Source organism: Cupriavidus sp. 09_S30 (genome assembly GCF_056930435.1).
In genome coordinates, this window is the sequence record NZ_JBXOWI010000001.1 from 3,818,306 (window position 1) to 3,837,516 (window position 19,211).

At 67.7% G+C, this 19,211-nt stretch carries 15 protein-coding genes, 1 pseudogene and 1 riboswitch; of the genes and pseudogenes, 5 read left to right on the forward strand and 11 right to left on the reverse strand.

The genetic code is table 11. The features are described from left to right. Positions 1-103 precede the first annotated feature (103 nt). From AC1Z3O_RS17860 to AC1Z3O_RS17875, 4 genes are all read right to left on the reverse strand, one after another. The gene (locus tag AC1Z3O_RS17860; protein ID WP_483517025.1) at positions 104-1,033 is read right to left on the reverse strand and encodes a dihydrodipicolinate synthase family protein; all 930 of its coding nucleotides are present in this window, start codon (positions 1,031-1,033) and stop codon (positions 104-106) included. Between the two features lie 79 nt (positions 1,034-1,112). After that, positions 1,113-2,450, reverse strand: a complete 1,338-nt coding sequence (locus AC1Z3O_RS17865; RefSeq protein WP_483517026.1) for an MFS transporter — start codon at positions 2,448-2,450, stop codon at positions 1,113-1,115. Between the two features lie 73 nt (positions 2,451-2,523). After that, the gene (locus AC1Z3O_RS17870) at positions 2,524-4,110 is read right to left on the reverse strand and encodes an aldehyde dehydrogenase (NADP(+)) (RefSeq protein ID WP_483517028.1); all 1,587 of its coding nucleotides are present in this window, start codon (positions 4,108-4,110) and stop codon (positions 2,524-2,526) included. Positions 4,111-4,120: 10 nt separating this feature from the next. Beyond that, positions 4,121-5,860 (reverse strand): IlvD/Edd family dehydratase, encoded by a 1,740-nt coding sequence (locus AC1Z3O_RS17875; protein ID WP_483517029.1) that lies wholly within the window; start codon positions 5,858-5,860, stop codon positions 4,121-4,123. 299 nt (positions 5,861-6,159) lie between these two features. Here AC1Z3O_RS17875 and AC1Z3O_RS17880 point away from each other — a divergent pair, with 299 nt between their 5' ends. Next, positions 6,160-7,149: a LysR family transcriptional regulator gene (locus AC1Z3O_RS17880; protein WP_483517030.1), complete on the forward strand. Its 990-nt coding sequence runs from the start codon at positions 6,160-6,162 to the stop codon at positions 7,147-7,149. 153 nt (positions 7,150-7,302) lie between these two features. Continuing rightward, positions 7,303-7,932 (forward strand): CDP-alcohol phosphatidyltransferase family protein, encoded by a 630-nt coding sequence (locus AC1Z3O_RS17885; protein ID WP_483517031.1) that lies wholly within the window; start codon positions 7,303-7,305, stop codon positions 7,930-7,932. Positions 7,933-8,159: 227 nt separating this feature from the next. On the opposite strand, the gene AC1Z3O_RS17890 is transcribed toward AC1Z3O_RS17885, so the two are convergent. Beyond that, the gene (locus tag AC1Z3O_RS17890) at positions 8,160-9,155 is read right to left on the reverse strand and encodes an IS110 family RNA-guided transposase (RefSeq protein WP_483515946.1); all 996 of its coding nucleotides are present in this window, start codon (positions 9,153-9,155) and stop codon (positions 8,160-8,162) included. A gap of 949 nt (positions 9,156-10,104) precedes the next feature. On the opposite strand from AC1Z3O_RS17890, the gene AC1Z3O_RS17895 reads away from it, so the two are divergent. Continuing rightward, on the forward strand, positions 10,105-11,904 hold the full coding sequence (locus AC1Z3O_RS17895; RefSeq protein ID WP_483517032.1) for a methyl-accepting chemotaxis protein: 1,800 nt from the start codon (positions 10,105-10,107) through the stop codon (positions 11,902-11,904). A gap of 117 nt (positions 11,905-12,021) precedes the next feature. Here AC1Z3O_RS17895 and AC1Z3O_RS17900 read toward each other — a convergent pair whose 3' ends face one another. Together AC1Z3O_RS17900 and AC1Z3O_RS17905 are read right to left on the reverse strand one after the other, a co-directional pair. Then, a complete protein-coding gene (locus tag AC1Z3O_RS17900) occupies positions 12,022-13,230 on the reverse strand; it encodes an MFS transporter (protein WP_483517033.1) in 1,209 nt (402 codons plus the stop codon). Between the two features lie 385 nt (positions 13,231-13,615). Further along, positions 13,616-13,981: a MerR family transcriptional regulator gene (locus AC1Z3O_RS17905; protein ID WP_483517034.1), complete on the reverse strand. Its 366-nt coding sequence runs from the start codon at positions 13,979-13,981 to the stop codon at positions 13,616-13,618. A 72-nt stretch (positions 13,982-14,053) separates the two neighbouring features. Between AC1Z3O_RS17905 and AC1Z3O_RS17910 the strand changes: the two genes are divergently transcribed. Next, a complete protein-coding gene (locus tag AC1Z3O_RS17910; protein ID WP_483517035.1) occupies positions 14,054-14,854 on the forward strand; it encodes an aminotransferase class IV family protein in 801 nt (266 codons plus the stop codon). 42 nt (positions 14,855-14,896) lie between these two features. Further along, positions 14,897-15,076: pseudogene (locus AC1Z3O_RS17915) on the forward strand (IclR family transcriptional regulator); the annotation flags it as partial. A 223-nt stretch (positions 15,077-15,299) separates the two neighbouring features. Here the strand turns inward: AC1Z3O_RS17915 and AC1Z3O_RS17920 are convergent. The 4 genes from AC1Z3O_RS17920 to AC1Z3O_RS17935 all read right to left on the reverse strand — a co-directional run bounded on the left by AC1Z3O_RS17920 (position 15,300) and on the right by AC1Z3O_RS17935 (position 19,054). Further along, the gene (locus AC1Z3O_RS17920) at positions 15,300-16,037 is read right to left on the reverse strand and encodes a YdcF family protein (protein ID WP_483517036.1); all 738 of its coding nucleotides are present in this window, start codon (positions 16,035-16,037) and stop codon (positions 15,300-15,302) included. A gap of 150 nt (positions 16,038-16,187) precedes the next feature. Continuing rightward, a complete protein-coding gene (locus AC1Z3O_RS17925) occupies positions 16,188-17,165 on the reverse strand; it encodes an ADP-ribosylglycohydrolase family protein (RefSeq protein WP_483517037.1) in 978 nt (325 codons plus the stop codon). Between the two features lie 169 nt (positions 17,166-17,334). Beyond that, positions 17,335-18,477, reverse strand: coding sequence for a methionine adenosyltransferase (metK, locus tag AC1Z3O_RS17930; RefSeq protein WP_483517038.1), 1,143 nt, complete (start codon positions 18,475-18,477; stop codon positions 17,335-17,337). 148 nt (positions 18,478-18,625) lie between these two features. Further along, the gene (locus AC1Z3O_RS17935) at positions 18,626-19,054 is read right to left on the reverse strand and encodes a DUF3293 domain-containing protein (RefSeq protein ID WP_483517039.1); all 429 of its coding nucleotides are present in this window, start codon (positions 19,052-19,054) and stop codon (positions 18,626-18,628) included. A gap of 28 nt (positions 19,055-19,082) precedes the next feature. Next, positions 19,083-19,188, reverse strand: a riboswitch (SAM-I-IV-variant riboswitch). Between the last annotated feature and the right edge of the window lie 23 nt (positions 19,189-19,211).

The following is a 19,211-nucleotide window of genomic DNA, read 5'->3' on the forward strand; positions in this document are numbered from 1 at the left end:
CACCCATTGTCGCATCGTCATGCTCGCCGAAATGGATCGCCAAAAAGGCGGCGCCTTGACCGGTGCGGGTGAGCGCACCGGGCGGCCGCGGCACCGCCGCAGGCTAGCGTCCCCAGCGCAGCACCAGCGGATCCAGCCGCCGCGCGATGTCCAGCAGTTCGGCGCGCGTCTGCGGATGCATGGGCGGCAGCGGGTGGCGCGGCGCGTCGCAGGCGATCACGCCACCGGCCTTCATCAGGGCCTTGGCCGCCAGCATGCCGGCCTGCCGGTTCTCGTGGTTGATCAGCGGCAGCCAGCGCTGGTAGCGCTCGAAGGCGAGGTCGTGCTGGCCCTGCCGGTGCGCCTCGATGATGGGGCGGATGCCGTCCGGGAAGCCGCCGCCGGTCATGGCGCCAGTGGCGCCGGCATTCAGGTCGGCCAGCAAGGTGATCGCCTCCTCCCCGTCCCACGGCCCTTCCACCGCCTCGCCGCCGAGTTGGATCAGCTCGCGCAGCTTGGCGGCGGCCCCGGCGGTCTCGATCTTGAAGTAGGCCACCTGCTCGATCTCGCGTGCCATGCGCGCCAGCAGCGCTGCGGACAGCGCGGTGCCGCTGGCCGGCGCGTCCTGGATCATGATGGGAATGGCCAGCGCATCCGACAGGCGTGCGTAGAACTCATAGATCTGCGTCTCGGGCACGCGGAAGGTGGCACCGTGATAGGGCGGCATCACCATCACCATGGCGGCGCCCATGTCCTGGGCACGGCGGCTGCGTTCGGCGCACACCTGGCTGCTGTAGTGGCTGGTGGTGACGATCACCGGCACGCGCCCGGCCACGTGTTCCAGCACGGTGCGGGTCAGCACCTCGCGCTCGGCGTCGGCCAGCGAGAACTGCTCCGAGAAGTTGGCCAGGATGCACAGGCCGTCCGAGCCGGCATCGATCATGAAATCGACCGCGCGCTTCTGGCTGGCCAGGTCGAGCTCGCCCGACTCGGTGAAGGTGGTGGGCACCACCGGGAAGATGCCCTGGTAGCGCGGCTTGCTGTGACGGGTCATGGCGTCTCTATGAAGGCAGGAGAAAACGAAAAGGAGATGCCGCCGGGGACGCGTCCCCGGCGGCACGGCTCGACAACGCTCAGCGGGACTGCTTCCCGTCCAGCGCTGCGCGCACGACGAAGGTCATGATCACGGCGAACACCAGCATGGCGGCAAGGAAGTACAGGCCGGCGGCGAGGCTGCCGGTGGCGTCCTTGATCACGCCGATACCGTAGGGGCCGAAGTAGCCGCCCAGGTTGGCCAGCGAGTTGATGGTGGCGATGCCCACGGCGGCGCTGGCGCCGGTCAGGAACTGGCCCGGCAGCGCCCACACCACGGCCTGGATCGAGTAGATCGAGAAGGCCGTCAGGCAGATGAAGAGGAACTGCAGCGCGGGCGCCTCGAACCAGGCGCTGGCCGCCATCGTCAGCGCGGCAAGCGACGACACCACGGCGATGTGCCAGTAACGCTCGCCCTTGCGGTCAGAGTGGCGCGGCACCAGGTACAGGCCCACCACGGCGAACAGGTAGGGCACGGCCGACAGCAGGCCGGTGGTGGCGTCGCTCACGCCGAACTGCTTGATGATGGTGGGCAGCCACAGCGAGAGGCCGTAGATGCTGAGCGGGAACGGCAGGAACAGCAGCGCCAGCAGCAGCACGCGCACGTCCTTGAGCGCCTTGAGCGGGTTGCCGTGCGACTTCAGCGCGTAGGCCGCCTGATCGGCCGCCAGCTCGCGCTCGATCCAGGCACGGTCGGCATCGGCCAGCCAGCGCGCCTGCGCCGGCGACTCGGGCAGGATGCGCAGCGTGGGCACGCACAGCAGCGTGGCGGGCAGGCCGCTGAGCAGGAACAGCGTCTGCCAGCTCGACAGGCCGAAGGGACCCGGCACCGACAGCAGCCAGCCGGCGATGGGCCCGGTGATGATCAGCGCGATGGGCTGGGCCAGCACCAGCAGGCCGATGATGCGCGCGCGGTGGCGCATCGGGAACCACTTGGTGAGGAAGTACAGGATGCCCGGATACAGGCCGGCTTCCGCGGCGCCGAGCAGGAAGCGCATCACGTAGAAGCTGGTGGGGCCGCTGACCAGTGCCATGGCCATGGTGATCACGCCCCAGGTGAAGAGGATGCGCGCGAACCAGCGGCGCGCGCCGAAGCGTTCCAGCGCCAGGTTGCTCGGCACCTCGCACAGGAAGTAGCCGATGAAGAACAGGCCCGCGCCCATGCCATACGCGGCATCGCCAATGCCGACCGCGGCGTTCATGTGCAGCTTGGCGAAGCCGACCACGGAGCGGTCGATATAGGCGACCACGTAGATCAGCGCCAGGAAGGGAAGCAGCTTGCGGGTGAGCATGCCGATGATGCGCTGCTCCTGCGCGTCGGCCTGCAGCGGTGTGCGGGCCGCGGCCGGAACAGCGCCGGCGCTCTGGGTGGTATTCATGGGTCTCTCCTCGTTCTCGTTGATATCGTTATGCGTCGCCGCCGCGCGGGGCGCGCGGCGGCGGGAACTTCATTCAGGCCGGTCCGCCTTCGGCCTGCCCGGCCACGCGGCGGCGCAGGCCGAGCGGGTTGCCCTCGCGCAGCGCCTCGGGCAGCAGGGCATCGGGCAGGTTCTGGTAGCACACCGGGCGCAGGAAGCGCTCGATCGCGGCCGTGCCCACCGAGGTGCTGCGCCCGTCCGAGGTGGCCGGGAAAGGCCCGCCGTGGACCATGGCATCGCACACCTCGACGCCGGTGGGAAAGCCGTTGGCCAGGATGCGGCCCGCCATGCGCTCCAGCAGCGGCAGCAGCACGCGTGCGTCGGCCTGGTCCTCATCGTCCAGATGCAGTGTCGCGGTGAGCTGGCCCTCGAGCTGCGCCAGCACGCGCTGCAGCTCCGCCATATCGGCGCATTCCACCAGCACGCTGCACGGGCCGAAGACCTCGTCGGCCAGGCCGGCATCTGCCAGCAGGTCGGCACCGCGCACGCGGAACAGCATGGCCTGGGCCTGCCCCGCCGCTGCCGCGCCGCGTGCCAGCGTGCGCACCGCCGGCTGACCGGCCAGGCGCTCGCAGCCCGCAGCGTAGGCGCGCGCGATGCCGGGCGTCAGCATCACGCCGGCGGGCACGGCCGCCATCGCCTGCGCGGCCGCGTCGGCAAAGTGTTCGAAGTCGGCGCCGGCCAGGCCCAGCACCAGGCCGGGATTGGTGCAGAACTGGCCGCTGCCCAGCGTCACCGAGGCCACCAGGTCCCGCGCCAAGGCCTGCCCACGCGCCGCCAGCGCCGCCGGCAGCAGGATGTTCGGGTTGACGCTGCTCATCTCGGCATAGACCGGGATGGGCACGGGCCGCGCCGCGGCCATGCGCATCAGCGCCAGGCCGCCGGCGCGAGAGCCGGTGAAGCCCACCGCCTGGATGGCCGGATGCGCCACCAGCGCCGCGCCGACCTCGTGGCCGGCATCGAACAGCAGCGAGAACACCCCCGGCGGCAGCCCGGCCGCGCTGACAGCCGCCTTCACCGCGCGCCCGACCAGCTCAGAGGTGCCCGGGTGCGCCGGATGCGCCTTGACCACCACCGGGCAGCCGGCCGCCAGCGCCGCAGCGGTATCGCCGCCGGCCACGGAGAAGGCCAGTGGGAAATTGCTGGCGCCGAACACCGCCACCGGCCCGACGCCGATGCGCCAGAATTGCAACGCGGTGCGCGGCGGCTGGCGCTGCGGCAGCGCGGGCTCGATGCGCACGTCAAGCGCGTCGCCGCTGCGCACCAGCGCGGCGAACATGCGCAGTTGGCCCGCGGTGCGTGCGCGCTCGCCTTCCAGCCGCGCGCGCGGCAGGCCGCTCTCCGCCATGGCGCGCACGATCAGCGCGTCGCCCAGGCCTTCAATGCGGGCCGCGATGTCTTCCAGCAGGCGCGCGCGCTGCTCGCCGGGCAAGGCCCGGTAGGCATCGCTGGCCTGCGCCGCCAGGGCGCAGGCCTCGTCCACGTCTGCGCGCTGTGCACTGCCGAACACCGGTGCCGCGATGGGCTCGCCGCTGGCCGCGCACACAGCCTGGAAGGGCTGTCCGGCGCCGCGCCGCGAGCCGGCGCCGATCAGGGATTCACCAATCATGTCGAATGTCATTGCCGGCGCCTCAGTGCGAGTGGCGGGGCACGGCCGCGCCGCGGCAGCCCACCAGGAAGTCCAGGTCGCAGCCTTCGTCGGCCTGCAGCACGTGGTCCACGTAGAGGCGCTGGTAGCCGCCGTCGCCATGGCCGCGCGGCGGCGCCAATTCCGCCATGCGGCGCGCCAGCTCCGCGTCGTCGATGTCCAGCCGCAACGTGCCGGCATCGCAGTCGAGCTCGATCCAGTCGCCATCGCGCACCGCGGCCAGCGGCCCGCCTGCGGCGGCCTCGGGCGCCACGTGCAGCACCACGGTGCCGTAGGCGGTACCACTCATGCGCGCGTCGGAGATGCGCACCATGTCCTTCACGCCCTGGCGCAGCAGCTTGGGCGGCAGGCCCATATTGCCCACCTCGGCCATGCCGGGGTAGCCCTTGGGACCGCAGTTCTTCATCACCAGCACCGAGCTGGCATCGACCTCCAGCGTCTCGTCGACGATGCGCTCCTTGTAGTGCTCCAGGTTCTCGAACACCACGGCGCGGCCGCGGTGCTTGAGCAGCTCGGGCGTGGCGGCCGATGGCTTGAGCACCGCGCCGCGCGGCGCCAGGTTGCCGCGCAGCACGCGGATGCCACCGTCGGCGATCAGCGGGCGGTCCAGCGGGCGGATCACTTCCTCATCAAAGTTGGGCGCTTCCTTCACGTTCTCCCACAGCGACTTGCCGTTGACGGTGAGCGCGTCCGGGTGCGGCAGCAGCGCCGCCTCGCCGAGCCGGCGCAGTACCGCGGGCAGGCCGCCGGCGTAGTAGAACTCCTCCATCAGGAAGCGGCCCGAGGGCATCAGGTCGACGATGGTCGGCGTGTCGCGGCCGATGCGGGTCCAGTCCTCCAGTTCCAGCGGCACACCGATGCGGCCGGCGATCGCCTTGAGGTGGATCACGGCGTTGGTGGAGCCACCGATGGCCGCGTTGGCGCGGATCGCGTTCTCGAAGGCGGCGCGCGTCAGGATGCGCGAGAGCGTCAGTCCCTCCTTGGCCATCTCCACGATGCGGATGCCGGACATATGCGCCAGCACGTAGCGGCGCGCGTCCACCGCCGGGATGGCGGCGTTGTGCGGCAGCGTCACGCCCAGCGCCTCGGCCATGCAGGCCATGGTCGAAGCGGTGCCCATGGTGTTGCAGGTGCCGGCCGAACGCGACATGCCGCCCTCAGCCGACAGGAACTGGTGCAGGTTGATCTCGCCCGCCTTGAGCGACTCATGCAGTTGCCACACGGCCGTGCCCGAGCCGATGTCCTTGCCGTCGAGCTTGCCGTTGAGCATGGGCCCGCCGCTGACGACGATGGCCGGCACGTCGCAGCTGGCCGCGCCCATCAGCAGCGCGGGCGTGGTCTTGTCGCAGCCGGCCAGCAGCACCACGGCGTCGATGGGATTGCCGCGGATGGCCTCCTCCACGTCCATGGCCGCCAGATTGCGCGTGAGCATGGCGGTGGGGCGCAGGTTGGACTCGCCGTTGGAGAACACCGGGAACTCCACCGGGAAGCCGCCGGCTTCGTAGATGCCGCGCTTGACGTGCTCGGCGAGCTTGCGGAAATGCGCATTGCAAGGCGTCAGCTCGGACCAGGTGTTGCAGATGCCGATGACGGGACGGCCATCGAACTCATGGTCAGGGATGCCCTGGTTCTTCATCCAGCTCCGGTACATGAAGCCGTTCTTGTCGGCGGTGCCGAACCATTGGGCGGAGCGCAGCTTGGATTTCGGTTTCGATTCCGGCATGGCGGATTCCTGGAATTCCTGGAGACGGGTAGCTCGGGCCCCGGCGCGCCGGCCGCTGCGGCCCCCAGGCAAGGCCTGGCGTGGCACGGACGGCTGGGTCGCGAAAGGGCGGGATGGATATGCGCGGGAGACGGTCGGCGCGGCGGGGACCGTGCGCCGCCCCGGCGGGGTGGTGCGCGGCCGCGCGGAACGGGCGGCTTGTCTCCGTGGCTGTGGTTTTCTTGCTTTTCGGACAGGGCGCAGTGTACGAGTCAATCTGATAACCTTCCAATGAAAGTTTCGGACTGACCGATATCCATATGAATATCAGCGTAAACCCCGATCCAGCTGTGCCGAGAACGGCACGGGACGGCACCCCCTGGTACATCCGCACCCGTCTGAAGACCCGGCAATTGCTGCTGCTGGTGGCACTGGCCGAGGAAGGCAACATCCACCGCGCCGCGGCCGCGCTCAACATGACGCAGCCCGCCGCGTCCAAGTTGCTGCGCGAGCTGGAGGACATGCTGCAGGTGCCGCTGTTCGAACGCCTGCCGCGCGGCATGCGCCCCACCCTCTACGGCGAGGCGATGATCCGGCACGCCCGCGCGGTGGTCGGCAGCCTGGACCAGGCCCAGGAAGAAGTGCAGGCGCTGAAGGCCGGTCACCTGGGCCAGGTGGCGGTGGGTGCCATCACCTCGCCTGCGGTCAAGCTGCTGCCGCCGGCCGTGGCCCGGCTCAAGCGCGAGCACCCTGGCCTGCGGGTGTCGCTGGAAATCGAGAACAGCAACGTGCTGCTGGAGCGCCTCGGGCAGGAGAAGCTGGATCTCATGGTCGGCCGCCTGTTCGCCGAGCACGACAAGCTTCACCTCAGCTATGAGCCGCTGGCGGACGAGCCCGCCTGCGCGGTCACGCGGCCCGGCCACCCGCTGCTCGATGCCAGAGGGCTCACGCTGGCCGACCTGCACGACGCCACCTGGATCGTGCCGCCGGCCGGCAGCGTGCTACGCCACCGCTTCGACCTGATGTTCCAGCGCGAGAGCCTGTCGCCGCCGGCCAAGGTGGTGGAAACCGCCGCCCTGCTCTTCCTGACGCGCATGCTGGCGCAAAGCGACATGCTGGCCGTGCTGGCCGCCGATGTGGCGCACTACTACGCGGACCACGGCATGGTGGCCATCCTGCCGATGCCCATGCCCTGCCACATGGACGACTTCGGCCTCATCATGCGCACCGACCGGCTGGCCTCGCCGGCGGCGCAACTGATGGCGGCGGCATTGCGGGAAGCCGCGCGAGAGGTGTATGGGATGGGTTGAGAACGGGTTGGGGGCACATCGAGGACAGGTCAAGGCCGCCGGATGCCGGCCTGCCCGGTCTCAGCCCCCGCGCGGTCATCGCCTCGTGCACTTGGTTACCATTGGGCATCCCCCGCATTCTCCGGCGCGCCGATCCGGCAGGCCGATACCGACATGACCCTCTCCGAGATCCAACCCAGGTTCCAGGCATGGCTGCACACCCAGGCGCAGCGCCTGGCCGAGCAAGGCGTCACGGCCAACCAGGTGACACTGGCCGCCGTGGCCGGCTCATTCACCGTCGCCGCGCTGGTGGGCGCGGTGGCGGCGTGGGTGCCAGCCGTCTTCCTGCTGATGCCGCTGTGGCTGTTCGCGCGAATGGCGCTGGATGACATCGGCGCCATGCTCGGCCGCGAGCAAGGACTGCAAGGCGTACTCGGCGTGTACCTGGTCGAGCTGGGCGACATCGTTTCCGACCTGGCGCTGATTGCGCCCTTCGCCTTTTCCTCACCGTTCGGCGGGGGCGCGGTGGTGGTGTTCGCCATCCTGACGGTGGTGGCGGAATGCGCGGGGCTGATGGGGCCGCTGGCGGGCGCGAGCCGTCGCCGCGACGGGCCGCTCGGCAAGCGCGAGCGCGCGCTGGTGCTGGGCGTGCTGGCGTGCTGGATCGCCGTCGGCCTGGGGCCGGGCCGCTACGGATTCCTGCTGTGGGTGGTGATGTCGCTGCTGTCGCTGGCCACGATCGTCAACAGAGTGCGCCGCGGCGTGCGGGAGGCCATGGCCGCGCGCAATCATTCGAAGACTTAGAAGCGCCATCAGGATGACCGACGGTTTCTCCCCTCTCCCGCTTGCGGGAGAGGGGCCGGGGGTGAGGGCGAGCGCTGGCAAACGGCGACGTGCTGGATAACACCGACGGCTTCGTCTGGGCGTCGGCGTGCTGGACCACACCGCGGGCTTCGTTGTTCGTGGCGCCTTGCTAGACCACCCCTCACCCCGGCCCTCTCCCCATGAGGGGAGAGCAACTGTGTTTCAAGTCAAGGCTGGAGGGCCTGTGAAGCATGCCTGGTTGGATCCCATAGGGCGCCATCCCTGGCCATAGCATTGAGGATGGTCAGCAGCTTGCGCATGCAAGCGACGATCATGACCTTCTTGGGCTTGCCGGCGGCCAGCAAACGCTGCCGGAAAGCCGCGATCGCCGGGTTGTAACGCATCGCCGACAGGGTGGCCATGTAAAGCACCGCCCGCACGTCTGCACGCCCACCCCAGATACATCGGGTCCCCTGGCGCTTGCCGGAATCACAAGCCAGTGGCGCAACGCCAACGAGCTTGCTGATCGCCCGGCGCCCAAGCTTGCCCAGCTCCGGCAGCGCCGCCAGCAATGTCATGGTCGTCACCGCCCCGACACCCTTGACGCTATCGAGCAGCTTGCGCTGCTCCTTGAAGTGCTGCTCGATGTGGTCATCCAGATCCGAGTCGATCTCGGCAATCTGCTTGTCCAGCGTGCGTATCACTGCGCGGATGCTGCGCGCCGTCTTCGGCCCCGCCTTCTCCAGCCGATTGCCTTCGGCCACTCGCATCTCCACCAACTGGCGCCGCCGAATCATCAGCGCCGCCAGCGACTCCCGGTGCGCCTCCAGCGGTGCCGTGAGGTACTTGTGGCGATCCGGATGGCGTGCCAGCACATCGGCAAAGTCGCGCAACCCTCGCGCGTCGATCCGGTCTGTCTTGGCTAACTCGCCCATCGCCTTAGCAAAGTCGCGAGCCTGACGCGGATTCACCCGCGCAACTTCCACTCCTTCTTGCTGCAGCGCCCGTACCAGGCCTCGCTCGTAGCCGCCGGTCGCTTCAACCACAACCAGGTCGACATCGCACGCCTTGAACTTCGCTATCAACTCGCCCCATCCCGACGCCTCATTGCCTACCCGCAGCGACTGATCCATCCAGCAAGCATCAAGATGCTCCTTGGACACATCAATCCCTGCGGTGGGCCGTGGACGCCCGTCATTCGGTTCCCTGCCTTGCGGATGCATATTCAAAATTGGCAACTGTTCGGGTTATACGAAATGGATGAAGCGGACCCGTACGTTGACCACATGCTCTCCCGCGAGCTTCAGGCTCCGAGGGGTTTCAGGTTTGGCGTACCGGTGGCGAAGTTCCGCCCTATCGACAGCACTGTCCTATAAACCTTTGATCTTTCCTTGGCAATAGGACTGCAAATCCTGGCTTCGATTCGGGCTGATGGAAACATACAAGGGGGTCAAGACAATATGCTTGGCCCACGGTGTTGGCGCATCTTGTTGGCTTCGTCTCGCCTTGGCGTGCTGGACAACACCGTCAAGACAATATGCTTGGCCCACGGTGTTGGCGCATCTTGTCGGCTTCGTCTCGCCTTGGCGTGCTGGACAACACCGACGGCTCCGTTGTTCGTGGCGCCTTGCTAGACCACCCCTCACCCCGGCCCTCTCCCCATGAGGGGAGAGGGGGTCAAGACACCATGCTTGGCCAGCGGCGTTGGCGCATCCTGTCGGCTTCGACTGGTGCTCTGCGTCTCGTGCCACGTCGGTTTGCTCCCCTCTCCCGCTTGCGGGAGAGGGGCGGGGGAGAGGGCGGGCGCTGGCAGCCACGATCTGCTGTCCGTTGCCGATATCGCGTAACGTGGCGCCATCGCGTCCTTGTCCGGGGCGGCGTCAGTCTTGCACCCAACAGCCGTACGGCATCCCCCCTGCGCGGGGCTAATGGGCGCCACGGCACGCCACTGACGTGCTGCACACATCACACACCCAAAATGCGCGCTCTCGACAGGGCCGCTCACCCGGCGCCCCCGCCAAGTGGCCCATATGACACTGCAGCCGCACGGCCGTGCAACTCATGCGGCGCTTTCCCACGGTTTTCCTCAAGTCCCTGCCAGGCGATCCGTAAATCCCTCCGATTTACCGCGCCCTCGCCCTACCCGGGCACCCTGACAGGAAGACCCATCCTATGTTCTCGTCCATCCGCGCCCGCATCGTGGCCCTATCCGTGGCCATCGTGACGGCAGCGCTTACCATCAATGCCGTCCTCAACTATGTCGTGGCCGACCGCTACAACGACGTGGCCATCGAAGACTCGCTCGCCGCTGTCGAAAGCGGCCATGTCGGCGCCATGGCCGACTGGGTCGCCAGCCACGTGCAGATGATCGCGTCGCTGCAGGACGCCGTGCTGCAGGCCGAGCCCGAGGCCGCGCTCAAGCAAGTGGCTGCCGCCGGCGGCTTCACCAATGTGTATGTCGGCTATGCCGACCACACCGCACGCTTTTCCAACCCCACCGGCATCCCGCCCGGCTATAACCCCACCGTGCGCCCCTGGTACCAGCAGGCCGCGAACGCGGGCAAGCCGGTGGTGACACCGCCCTATGTGGACGCCGGCAGCGGCAAGCTGGTGGTGGCCTTCGCCGTGCCGGTGCGGCAGGACGGCACGCTCAAGGCCGTGGTGTCCGGCGACGTGGCCATGGACGCCGTGGTGGCCAACGTGAAGTCCATCCACCCCACGCCGGCCAGCTTCGGCATGCTGGTGGCCAAGGGCGGTGAGATCGTCGCCCACCCGGACGACAAGCTCACGCTCAAGCCCGTGTCTGACGTGGTACCCGCGCTGGATGCCGGTAAGCTGGCCGCGCTGGTCTCCGCCAAGACCATGCTGCGCGTGGACGTGGGCGGCACGCCCAAGCTGCTGCACGCGCGCGCCGTGCCCGGCACCGACTGGACCGCCGTGGTGGCGCTGGACCAGCGCGAAGCCACCGCCGGCATGCGCTCCATGCTGTGGAGCTCGCTGCTGGCGCTGGTGGTGATCGCCGCGCTGGGCGCCGTCATCGTCGCGGGTGCCACGGCGGTGTCCTTCCGCCGCCTGTCGCAGATCCGCGATGCGATGCGCGACATCGGCAGCGGCGACGCGGATCTCACCCGCCGCCTGCCCGCCGACGGCCGCGACGAGACCGCGCAGATCGCCCAGGCCTTCAACGCCTTCGCCGACAATCTCACCGGCGTGATGCGCCGCATCCGCGACGCCAGCGACTCCGTGCACGCCGCCGCCAACGAAATCGCCAGCGGCAACGCCGACCTCTCGCGCCGCACCGAATCCGCCGCGGCCAGCCTGCAGCAGACCGCCGCCTCGATGGAACAGATCACCGCCACCGTCGGCCAGTCCGCCAGCTCCGCCCAGCAGGCCGACCAGCTCGCCGACGCCGCGGCCAAGGTTGCCGGCAACGGCGGCACCGCCATCCACGACGCCATCGTCACCATGGGCGCCATCGAAAACGCCGCGGTCAAGGTGTCCGACATCATCGGCGTGATCGAAGGCATCGCCTTCCAGACCAACATCCTCGCGCTGAACGCCGCCGTCGAAGCCGCGCGCGCCGGCGAACAGGGCCGCGGCTTCGCCGTGGTGGCAGGAGAGGTACGCGCCCTGGCCCAGCGCAGCGCGCAGGCCGCCAAGGAAATCAAGACGCTGATCGAGACCACGGTGGGCAGCGTCAACACCGGCTCCGGCCAGGTGCGCCGCGCCGGCGACACCATGCAGAGCATCGTTGGCGACGTGGGCAAGGTCAGCCGCATCATTTCCGAGATCTCGCAGGCCGCCAACGAGCAGACGCGCGGCATCCAGGAGGTGAACCAGGCCGTCAGCCAGCTCGACCAGATGGTGCAGCAGAACGCGGCGCTGGTGGAGCAGTCATCGGCGGCGGCGGAAGCGCTGCAGTCGCAGGCGGCCAGCCTTGCCGGCGCGGTGGGAGGGTTCCGCCTGCACTAGTGCTGCCCCCAGCGCGTCGCAGAGCCGGCTCGATCGGATAGGCCCATCGAAGGAGCTGGCATCGCAGCGCGCCAGGCACGCACTGGCGCAGGTCCTTGCGCGCATGGCTGCATCCGGTCAGCCGCCCAAGCCCTTCTGCACCCGCCACGACAATGGCAAGGTGAGCAGCAGCACGGCCGCCAACGCGATCACCGCGGTGGGAACCCCCGCGGCATCGCCCAGGCGCCCGAACAACACGGGAGACAGCGCCCCACCGCCAATGGTGCCGGTGTAGAAAAGCGCGAACGCCTGCTCGCGCTTGCCCGCGCCCGCCAACTCCGGCACCGCGCCATACAGCACCGAAGACGTCCCGTTCAAGGCAAGCCCCAGCAGCGGCAGCATCGCCATCACGCCGGAAAGCGGCAACCACACCGCCAGCAGGATCAGCAGCGATGTGGCGGACTCCGTCAGCCACACCGTCTTCATCATGCCGATGCGCGCCCCCAGATAGCCGCAGAACAACTTGCCGAACGCGCCGCCCACGAACAGCAGCGACAGCGCGACACCGATGCCTGCCGTCCCAGCGCCCTTGCTCTTCAGCAGGAACGGCAGGAAGGTAAGAAACCCCATCCGTACCGCACTGTCCAAGGTGCCGGTCAGCAGCAGCGCGCGCAACCCGCCGGCCGAGCCGCTTCCTGTGATCGCCTTGGCGGCTTTCCCCTTGCCGGTTGTCGCTTTGACCCGTGCCGGAATCAGCCACCACAACAGACCAGCTGCGGCCAGGCCGAGCAGGCCCATCAGCGTCGCGCTGGTCCGCCAGCTCACCACCGCCAGCAACAAGCCCACCAGCCCTGGTATCAGCGTCTTGCCGATATCGCCGGCAAAGTTGTACTGTGCCAGCGCCTCCTTGACCCCGCCGCCCGCCTCATGGGTATCGGTGACCATAGAAGACGCGAGCGGGTGCTGGGTACTGGCACCCAAGCCGCCCAGCACCAGCGCCGCCAACAATACCGTCAAGCCCCCGGCCTGGCCGGCGACCAGGTAGGCGACACCGGCGAGCGCCGTCCCGCCCACCAGCATGCGCTCCCGCCCCCAGCGCTTCGCCGCCCGGCTGGCCAGCAACTGGAAGCCAGCCATCGTGCCGGAATAGGACCCGCGCAGCAGCCCCACCAGCGCATAGCTGATGCCGAACTGCGATTGCCAGATCGGCAGCAGCACATAGATGACGTCGGTCAGGCCGTCATGCACTGCGTGGGCGCCGCAGGCTGCGATCAGGGAACGGCGGCGCGCGGAAGCGTCGGTGGTGTCCGGCTGGCTTGAAATTACCGCACTGTTTGGGTCGCTCATGGTGGGGCGAGGCGGGAGATCGGTAGGCCACTATTTGAGCAGGCTGGAACCTGGATGAGAAGATGGACCATATCGGCCACTCATCTAGACGTCTCACATCGGACGTATAGCTCACCGTCGGCATTGGCGAGGCCGCGCCAGGCGGCAAGGTCGGCGGGAGCGGTAGGGAGAATTCGCCCGCGGCCGAGACCAGGCAAGACTGGCGCCGGCCAGCGGTCCATCGCCGCCCCACATGCATCACGTCCCGGCGCCCAGCGGCATCAGCAGATCGCGGCCCGTCACCTCTGCAAGCCCCCGGACAGCCACGCCTGGGTCAGCGCACGTCAGCACGGCCAAGGTGCTCCTCGTCGCCGCCACGCCCATCTTCACATAGCGACGATTCCGGCTATTGCGTCGGCTCAATGTCGTTGAGGAAGCTGGCGACGATGTGCCGGCTTTCACCAAGGTCGCGCAGTTTGGCGTCGAGTTTCTCGACTTCGCTGCGCAGGATGTCTCGCACATCGTCGCAGGGTTGAAACGCGGCCCCGTCGCCGGCTGCGCCGACCATGCACGGCAGCAGCATGCGGATGCTGTCGATCTTCAGTCCCGATGCGCTGAGCAGACGAATGCGCCGCACGGCCATCAATTCCGGTTCGCCGTAGATGCGGTAGCCGGCCTCCGTTCGTCCGGGGCGCAGCAGCCCCTCCTGCTCGTAGTAGCGCAACATCCGTTCGCTCACGCCCGTGGCGCTCGCCAATTCTCCAATTCGCATGATGGGCCTTGACCTTGACAGTGCTGTCAGAGTTTAGCCTTGAATCTCTTCACATGACATTCGAGGTTCATCATGACTCTGGTTGCGCAGCGAAATGGTCAGAGGGCAACTGCCGCCGATCTTGCACCGCTGGCGTTCGCAGGCTATGCGCATTTCACCGCCATGCAGGTTCGAGGTGGGAAAGTGCGCGGTTTGGATTTGCATCTCGACCGTTTGCGTCGCGCGTCGATGGAATTATTTGGCGTCGCGCTGACGGACGAGCACATTCGGACCTGCATTCGGGCCGCCATACCGACACCATCTGCCGATCTTTCATTGAGCGCAACGGTGTACTCGCCCGCCGGTGAATTTGTCGTAGCGGGGCCAGATGCCCCACCTGAGGTACTCGTTCGTACCGATGCGCCATCGTCGGGGCCTCGCGGCCCACTGCGTCTTGCGGTGTTTGAGCATGAACGCGCGCTTGCGCACATCAAGCATGTCGGAGAAATGGCGAAAACGTACTTTCTTCGTCAGGCGGCCGAACGCGGATTCAACGATGCGGCATTCATGGATCGCGAGGGACGACTTAGCGAAGCGTCCATCTGGAACCTTGCGTTCTGGGACGGCGAGGCCGTCGTATGGCCAGAGGCCGCCATGCTTCAAGGCACGACGATGGCCATCGTCCAACGGCAATTGGAACACTTGGGCGTGCCGCAGCGCTCGCTGATCGTAACGCCCGTCGATGTGGCGGCGATGTCCGGCGCTGTCGTGATGAATTCGTGGACGCCCGGCATTGCCGTGACGCAGGTCGGCTCCGTCGTGTTGCCTGCAGCGCCTGCGTTCGTCGAGCGCCTGCATCAGGCATATGCGTGCGAGCCGCTCGTCAGTCTTTGAGGAGGGCGGTTACGCCATCATCGTCGTGCAGACCGAAGACGGCTGCACTGGCGGCTGCTGGGATCGATGTGCATTTCCGGGCCGACCGCGCGGCTGGATGAAGCGCGCTTGATGGAGCATGCGCAGACGGTGATGGATGCGGCGAACCGCTTGTCTTATGCGATGGCGGGGAGTCAACGGCCGCCGATGCAGATCGGGAAGCCGGCGACGTGGCATCCGTGAGGGGGATGGCGTGAGGCTTGAGGCTGAGTGGCTCGGCACCTCAGCCGGCGCGCTGAGGTGCGGTGGTGTATCGCACCGTCAATTGAACAATATTGTCGAGCGCGCCGGCGATTGCCCTTGGCGTCATAACGACATGACAAGGTTGGAGAATGGAATACCAAGGAGCCGATCCTCATGACCTCAGTCCCTGGTCGCACAACTGTGAATGAGGCGAGGGCCACGCTCAGTATTCCCGCAAAACCCACCCACTGATCAACGCAAAATACTCCCGCAGCCACGCGTTATAGCGCAGGTACAAGGGCGTAGGCGCCGCCGCCCCGGCCACCTGCCGGAAGCCCTCCTTGTACGCGATCCGCTTGGCCCGCATCAGGTGGAAATCGCTGGTCACCACGACCAGCGGGTCGCCAGCGCCCACACCTTGCTTCGCCAGCAATTCGCGGCTGAAGCGCAGGTTCTCCTCGGTGCTGGTGCTGCGCCCTTCGCGGATCAGGCGGTCCGCGGACAGGCCATGCGCCACCAGGTAGTTCCCCATGACGTCCGCCTCGCGGCAGCCCTCCATGAAATCCTGCCCGCCGCTCACCACCACCCGCGCCGCCGGCCACTGCCGCGCCAGCGCCAGGCCCACATTCAGGCGTGCCGCCAACGTGGGCGAGGGGGTGCAATTGGGTGTGCCGGAGCCGAGTATCACGATGGCCTTGGCTGCCGCTGCCTTCGGTGCGGATTCGGCCATCTCGCGGCTGAGGGTGTGAAAGAACGCGGCAACGCTTGCCAGCCACACCGCGAATGCCACCCACCCTGCCCGCCATAGCCACCGGCGCCACGCGCTGGCCGCGCGCCATTTCGCCACGGCTTGCCAGCGCCATGACAGGGCAAGGAAGGCCGTGCCGATTGCGGCGGGCAGGACCACGCCGAAGTTGAACAGGCCGATCGCCATCAGGGAGATGGCGTCGGCCAGCAGCATGGCGCCGGCTGCGGCCAGGGCGAGGCGGCGCAGCGGCGCGCGGGACGTTGCTTGGTACGTGGTGGTGCGTGACAGCATGGTCGTGCGCGTTGTCCTCAGACGCTTGGAGCATACCGCCATCCGGTCGGCGCGTCGTGCGCCATCGACGACTCAAGCGCGGGAAATGCCTTCTTTTGAAATCCTCGGCAGGAAGCCGGGAAGGATAGGCGCGACGATGTCATAGCCTCGCAGCCGTTCGAGCCACCGCGCCGGAATGCCGCCGAGCCCGAAGCGGATGCCCGCCAGGCCGCCGGCGACGCAGGCAGTCGTGTCGGTGTCATTGCCGAACAGGATGGCCTTCCTGACCACGTCCTCGAACGTCGGCTCTTCGAGCGCCCGCCGCGCCGACCAGAGCGTGTCGAGCACATAGCCGGTGCCGCGCGGCGTATCGTGCTGCGGAAAGCTTCGCAGCACATCCAGCTCACGGAGATACTCGCTGCCTTCCCTTGCATCGGGCCACGCCTGGTAGACCGCTTCGAGACGGCTGTCTGCCGGCGCCCACGGGTCTGCCAGGCCCTGCAGGTAGCCTGTGGCGACGAGACAGTAAAAGGCGCACGCCACCTGCGAGCGAGGATGGGCATGCGTGGGCAGCGATTGCAGGTGGGCCTCGCGCACGAGTGCTGTGTCGCTCCCCGCGTGGAGCAGGGCAAGCGGCAGGCAGCGCATCAGGCTGCCGTTGCCGTTGTCCATAACATCCGCCCCGCCCGACTCGCGCGCTGACACACCGTCGCGCAGATTGTCCAGCGCGTCTGCCGTCTGGATCCCGACGTCGAAGACCCTGTCATCGACTGCCATGTAGCCGCGGTCCAGCCAGCGCAGCAGCAGGTCGGAGAAATCGACCAGCGAGAACCTTCCCTGTTCGACGAGGGTGGCCAGCAGGCACAAGGCCTGCGCACCGTCATCGGACCACGTCCCCACCGGCACGCCGGAATGCGCACGGGGGAAGCCGGCAGGGGGTTGCATCTCAATCTGCTTGCGCGCCGGCAGCCGCTGTGGCGGGTGAAACTCATACGGTACGCCAAGCGCATCTCCTACCAGCAGCCCTACCAGGCCACCCAGCTCGGCGTTGGCAGGGTACTGCTGCGCCAACCCCAGGAATCCATCATTGCTCATCGGTCATCCCCTTCCACAATTTTCCTTGGCGACGGCCACACCGCAGACTATTGCCTTTCTGACATTTGCTCGCCGCGTGGCCCCGACATAGGCGGGCTCACGCCTGGCGCACCTTGCAACGCTCTCCCGCCTGCAAATCATCCCATCACTTCTCCCAAGGCAGGCCGATGTCGTCACGGCCGAAATGGCCGTATGCGGCGGTCGGATAGTAGATGGGCCGCAGCAGGTCCAGGGTTTCAATGATGCCCTGCGGCCGTAGGTCGAACTCGCGTGCGAGCTCGGCGGCGATGTCTCGTCCGGTCTCGGCTTCAGTCCCATACGTTTCGACCAGGAAGCTCACCGGCTCCGCCTCGCCGATCGCGTAGGCAAGCTGCACCAGGGCGCGCCGCGCCCAGCCGCGCGCCACCACTTGCCTGGCGAGGAAGCGCGCCATATAGGCCGCCGAGCGGTCCACCTTGGACGGGTCCTTGCCGGAGAATGCGCCGCCGCCGTGGGGCGCGGCGCCACCGTAGGTGTCGACGATGATCTTGCGGCCAGTCAGTCCGGCATCCCCCTTCGGGCCGCCCGTGACGAAACGCCCCGTCGGGTTGATCAGGCAGCGCAGCCCCGGGGCGCGCAGCTGTGGCGGAATCACCGGCTCGATCACCTGCTCCAGCACGGCGGCGCGCAGCGCTTCCAGCTCAATCCCTGCATCGTGCTGCGTCGAGAGCACCACGGCTTCGATCTGCGTGGGCCGCCCGTCGACGTAGCGGAAGCTCACCTGCGACTTGGCATCCGGCTGGAGCCAGGGCAACGTGCCAAGCCTGCGCAGCTCCGCCTGCCGCCGCACGAGTCGATGCGCGTAGACGATCGGGGCCGGCATCAGCTCCGGCGTCTCGTCGGTGGCATAGCCGAACATCAGCCCCTGGTCCCCCGCGCCCAGGATGCCGTCGGCACGATCGACGCCCTGGCTGATGTCTTGCGACTGGCCATTGAAGCGGATCTGAATCTCACAGCGCTGCGGGTCGATGCCCGTCTCGGCATCGCGGTAGCCGGACTCGCGCAGCACTTCGCGCACGAGAGTGTCGGCCGACGCGCGTACCGCCTCGAAGTCATCCCGGTGCCGCGTCTTGAACTCGCCCGCCACAATCACGCACTGGTCCGCCAGCAGCGTCTCGCAAGCCACGCGAGCATGGGGATCCCGCGCCAGGAAGGCGTCGAGGATGCGATCGGAAATGCGATCGGCCAGTTTGTCCGGGTGGCCTTCGGAAACGGATTCCGAGGTAAAGAGCCCGTTGCGAATCGTCATGAATCTCTCCTGTTTAGCCGCGTTTGACCAAGCGTCGGGGGCGGCAAGCTGGAACAAATCCCCCCGGTCCTGTCCCCGTGCGGGGCGGCGGACCAGCCGTTTCCATTTCTGATTGCGTTGCTTATGGCATCGCTGCTTGCGTGCGGACTTAGCGCAAGAGCACCAACTGCGGCGCGGCATCCGCGCCTGACCAGACGATGGCGTTCTGGCCAAACTGCACGCCCAGCTCCTTGGCATCGTCAAGGCCGATGCCAAGCACGAGGAAGCTCGCCTCGCCAGGCCATTCGTTGGAGGGATGCTGGCCGATGCCATCGACGAAGGCCAGCCCGCGCTGCTGCAGCGTCTGCGCCAGTGCCTGCTGCCGCTCATGATTGCGAGCGGAATCCTGCTGCTCGCTGAAGGGGTTCCACGCCGTGATGAAGGCGCTGCAGTCCACGCCGGCCGCGGCGTGCAGCGCGGCCAGTTGCGGGTTGTCCTCGCCCACCTTCAAGGTGGTCGGCGCCTGGCCGTGCACGTGATAGTGCGTTTCCAGGTAGGCCTGGATGACGTCTTTGGGAATGGCTGAGTCAGAAAACAAAAAACCCTCCGTTCAAGGAGGGTCGACGCTCTACCCGCTTGCTTGCTCCATCAGGAGCCACATCCGCTCTCGCGATCCACCTTGCCCGGGGAGGCAGGTTGGCATGGGCGTCGACCCAATTCAGAATGCGGGTTGGATTAGAGCATGTGGCCGAGAA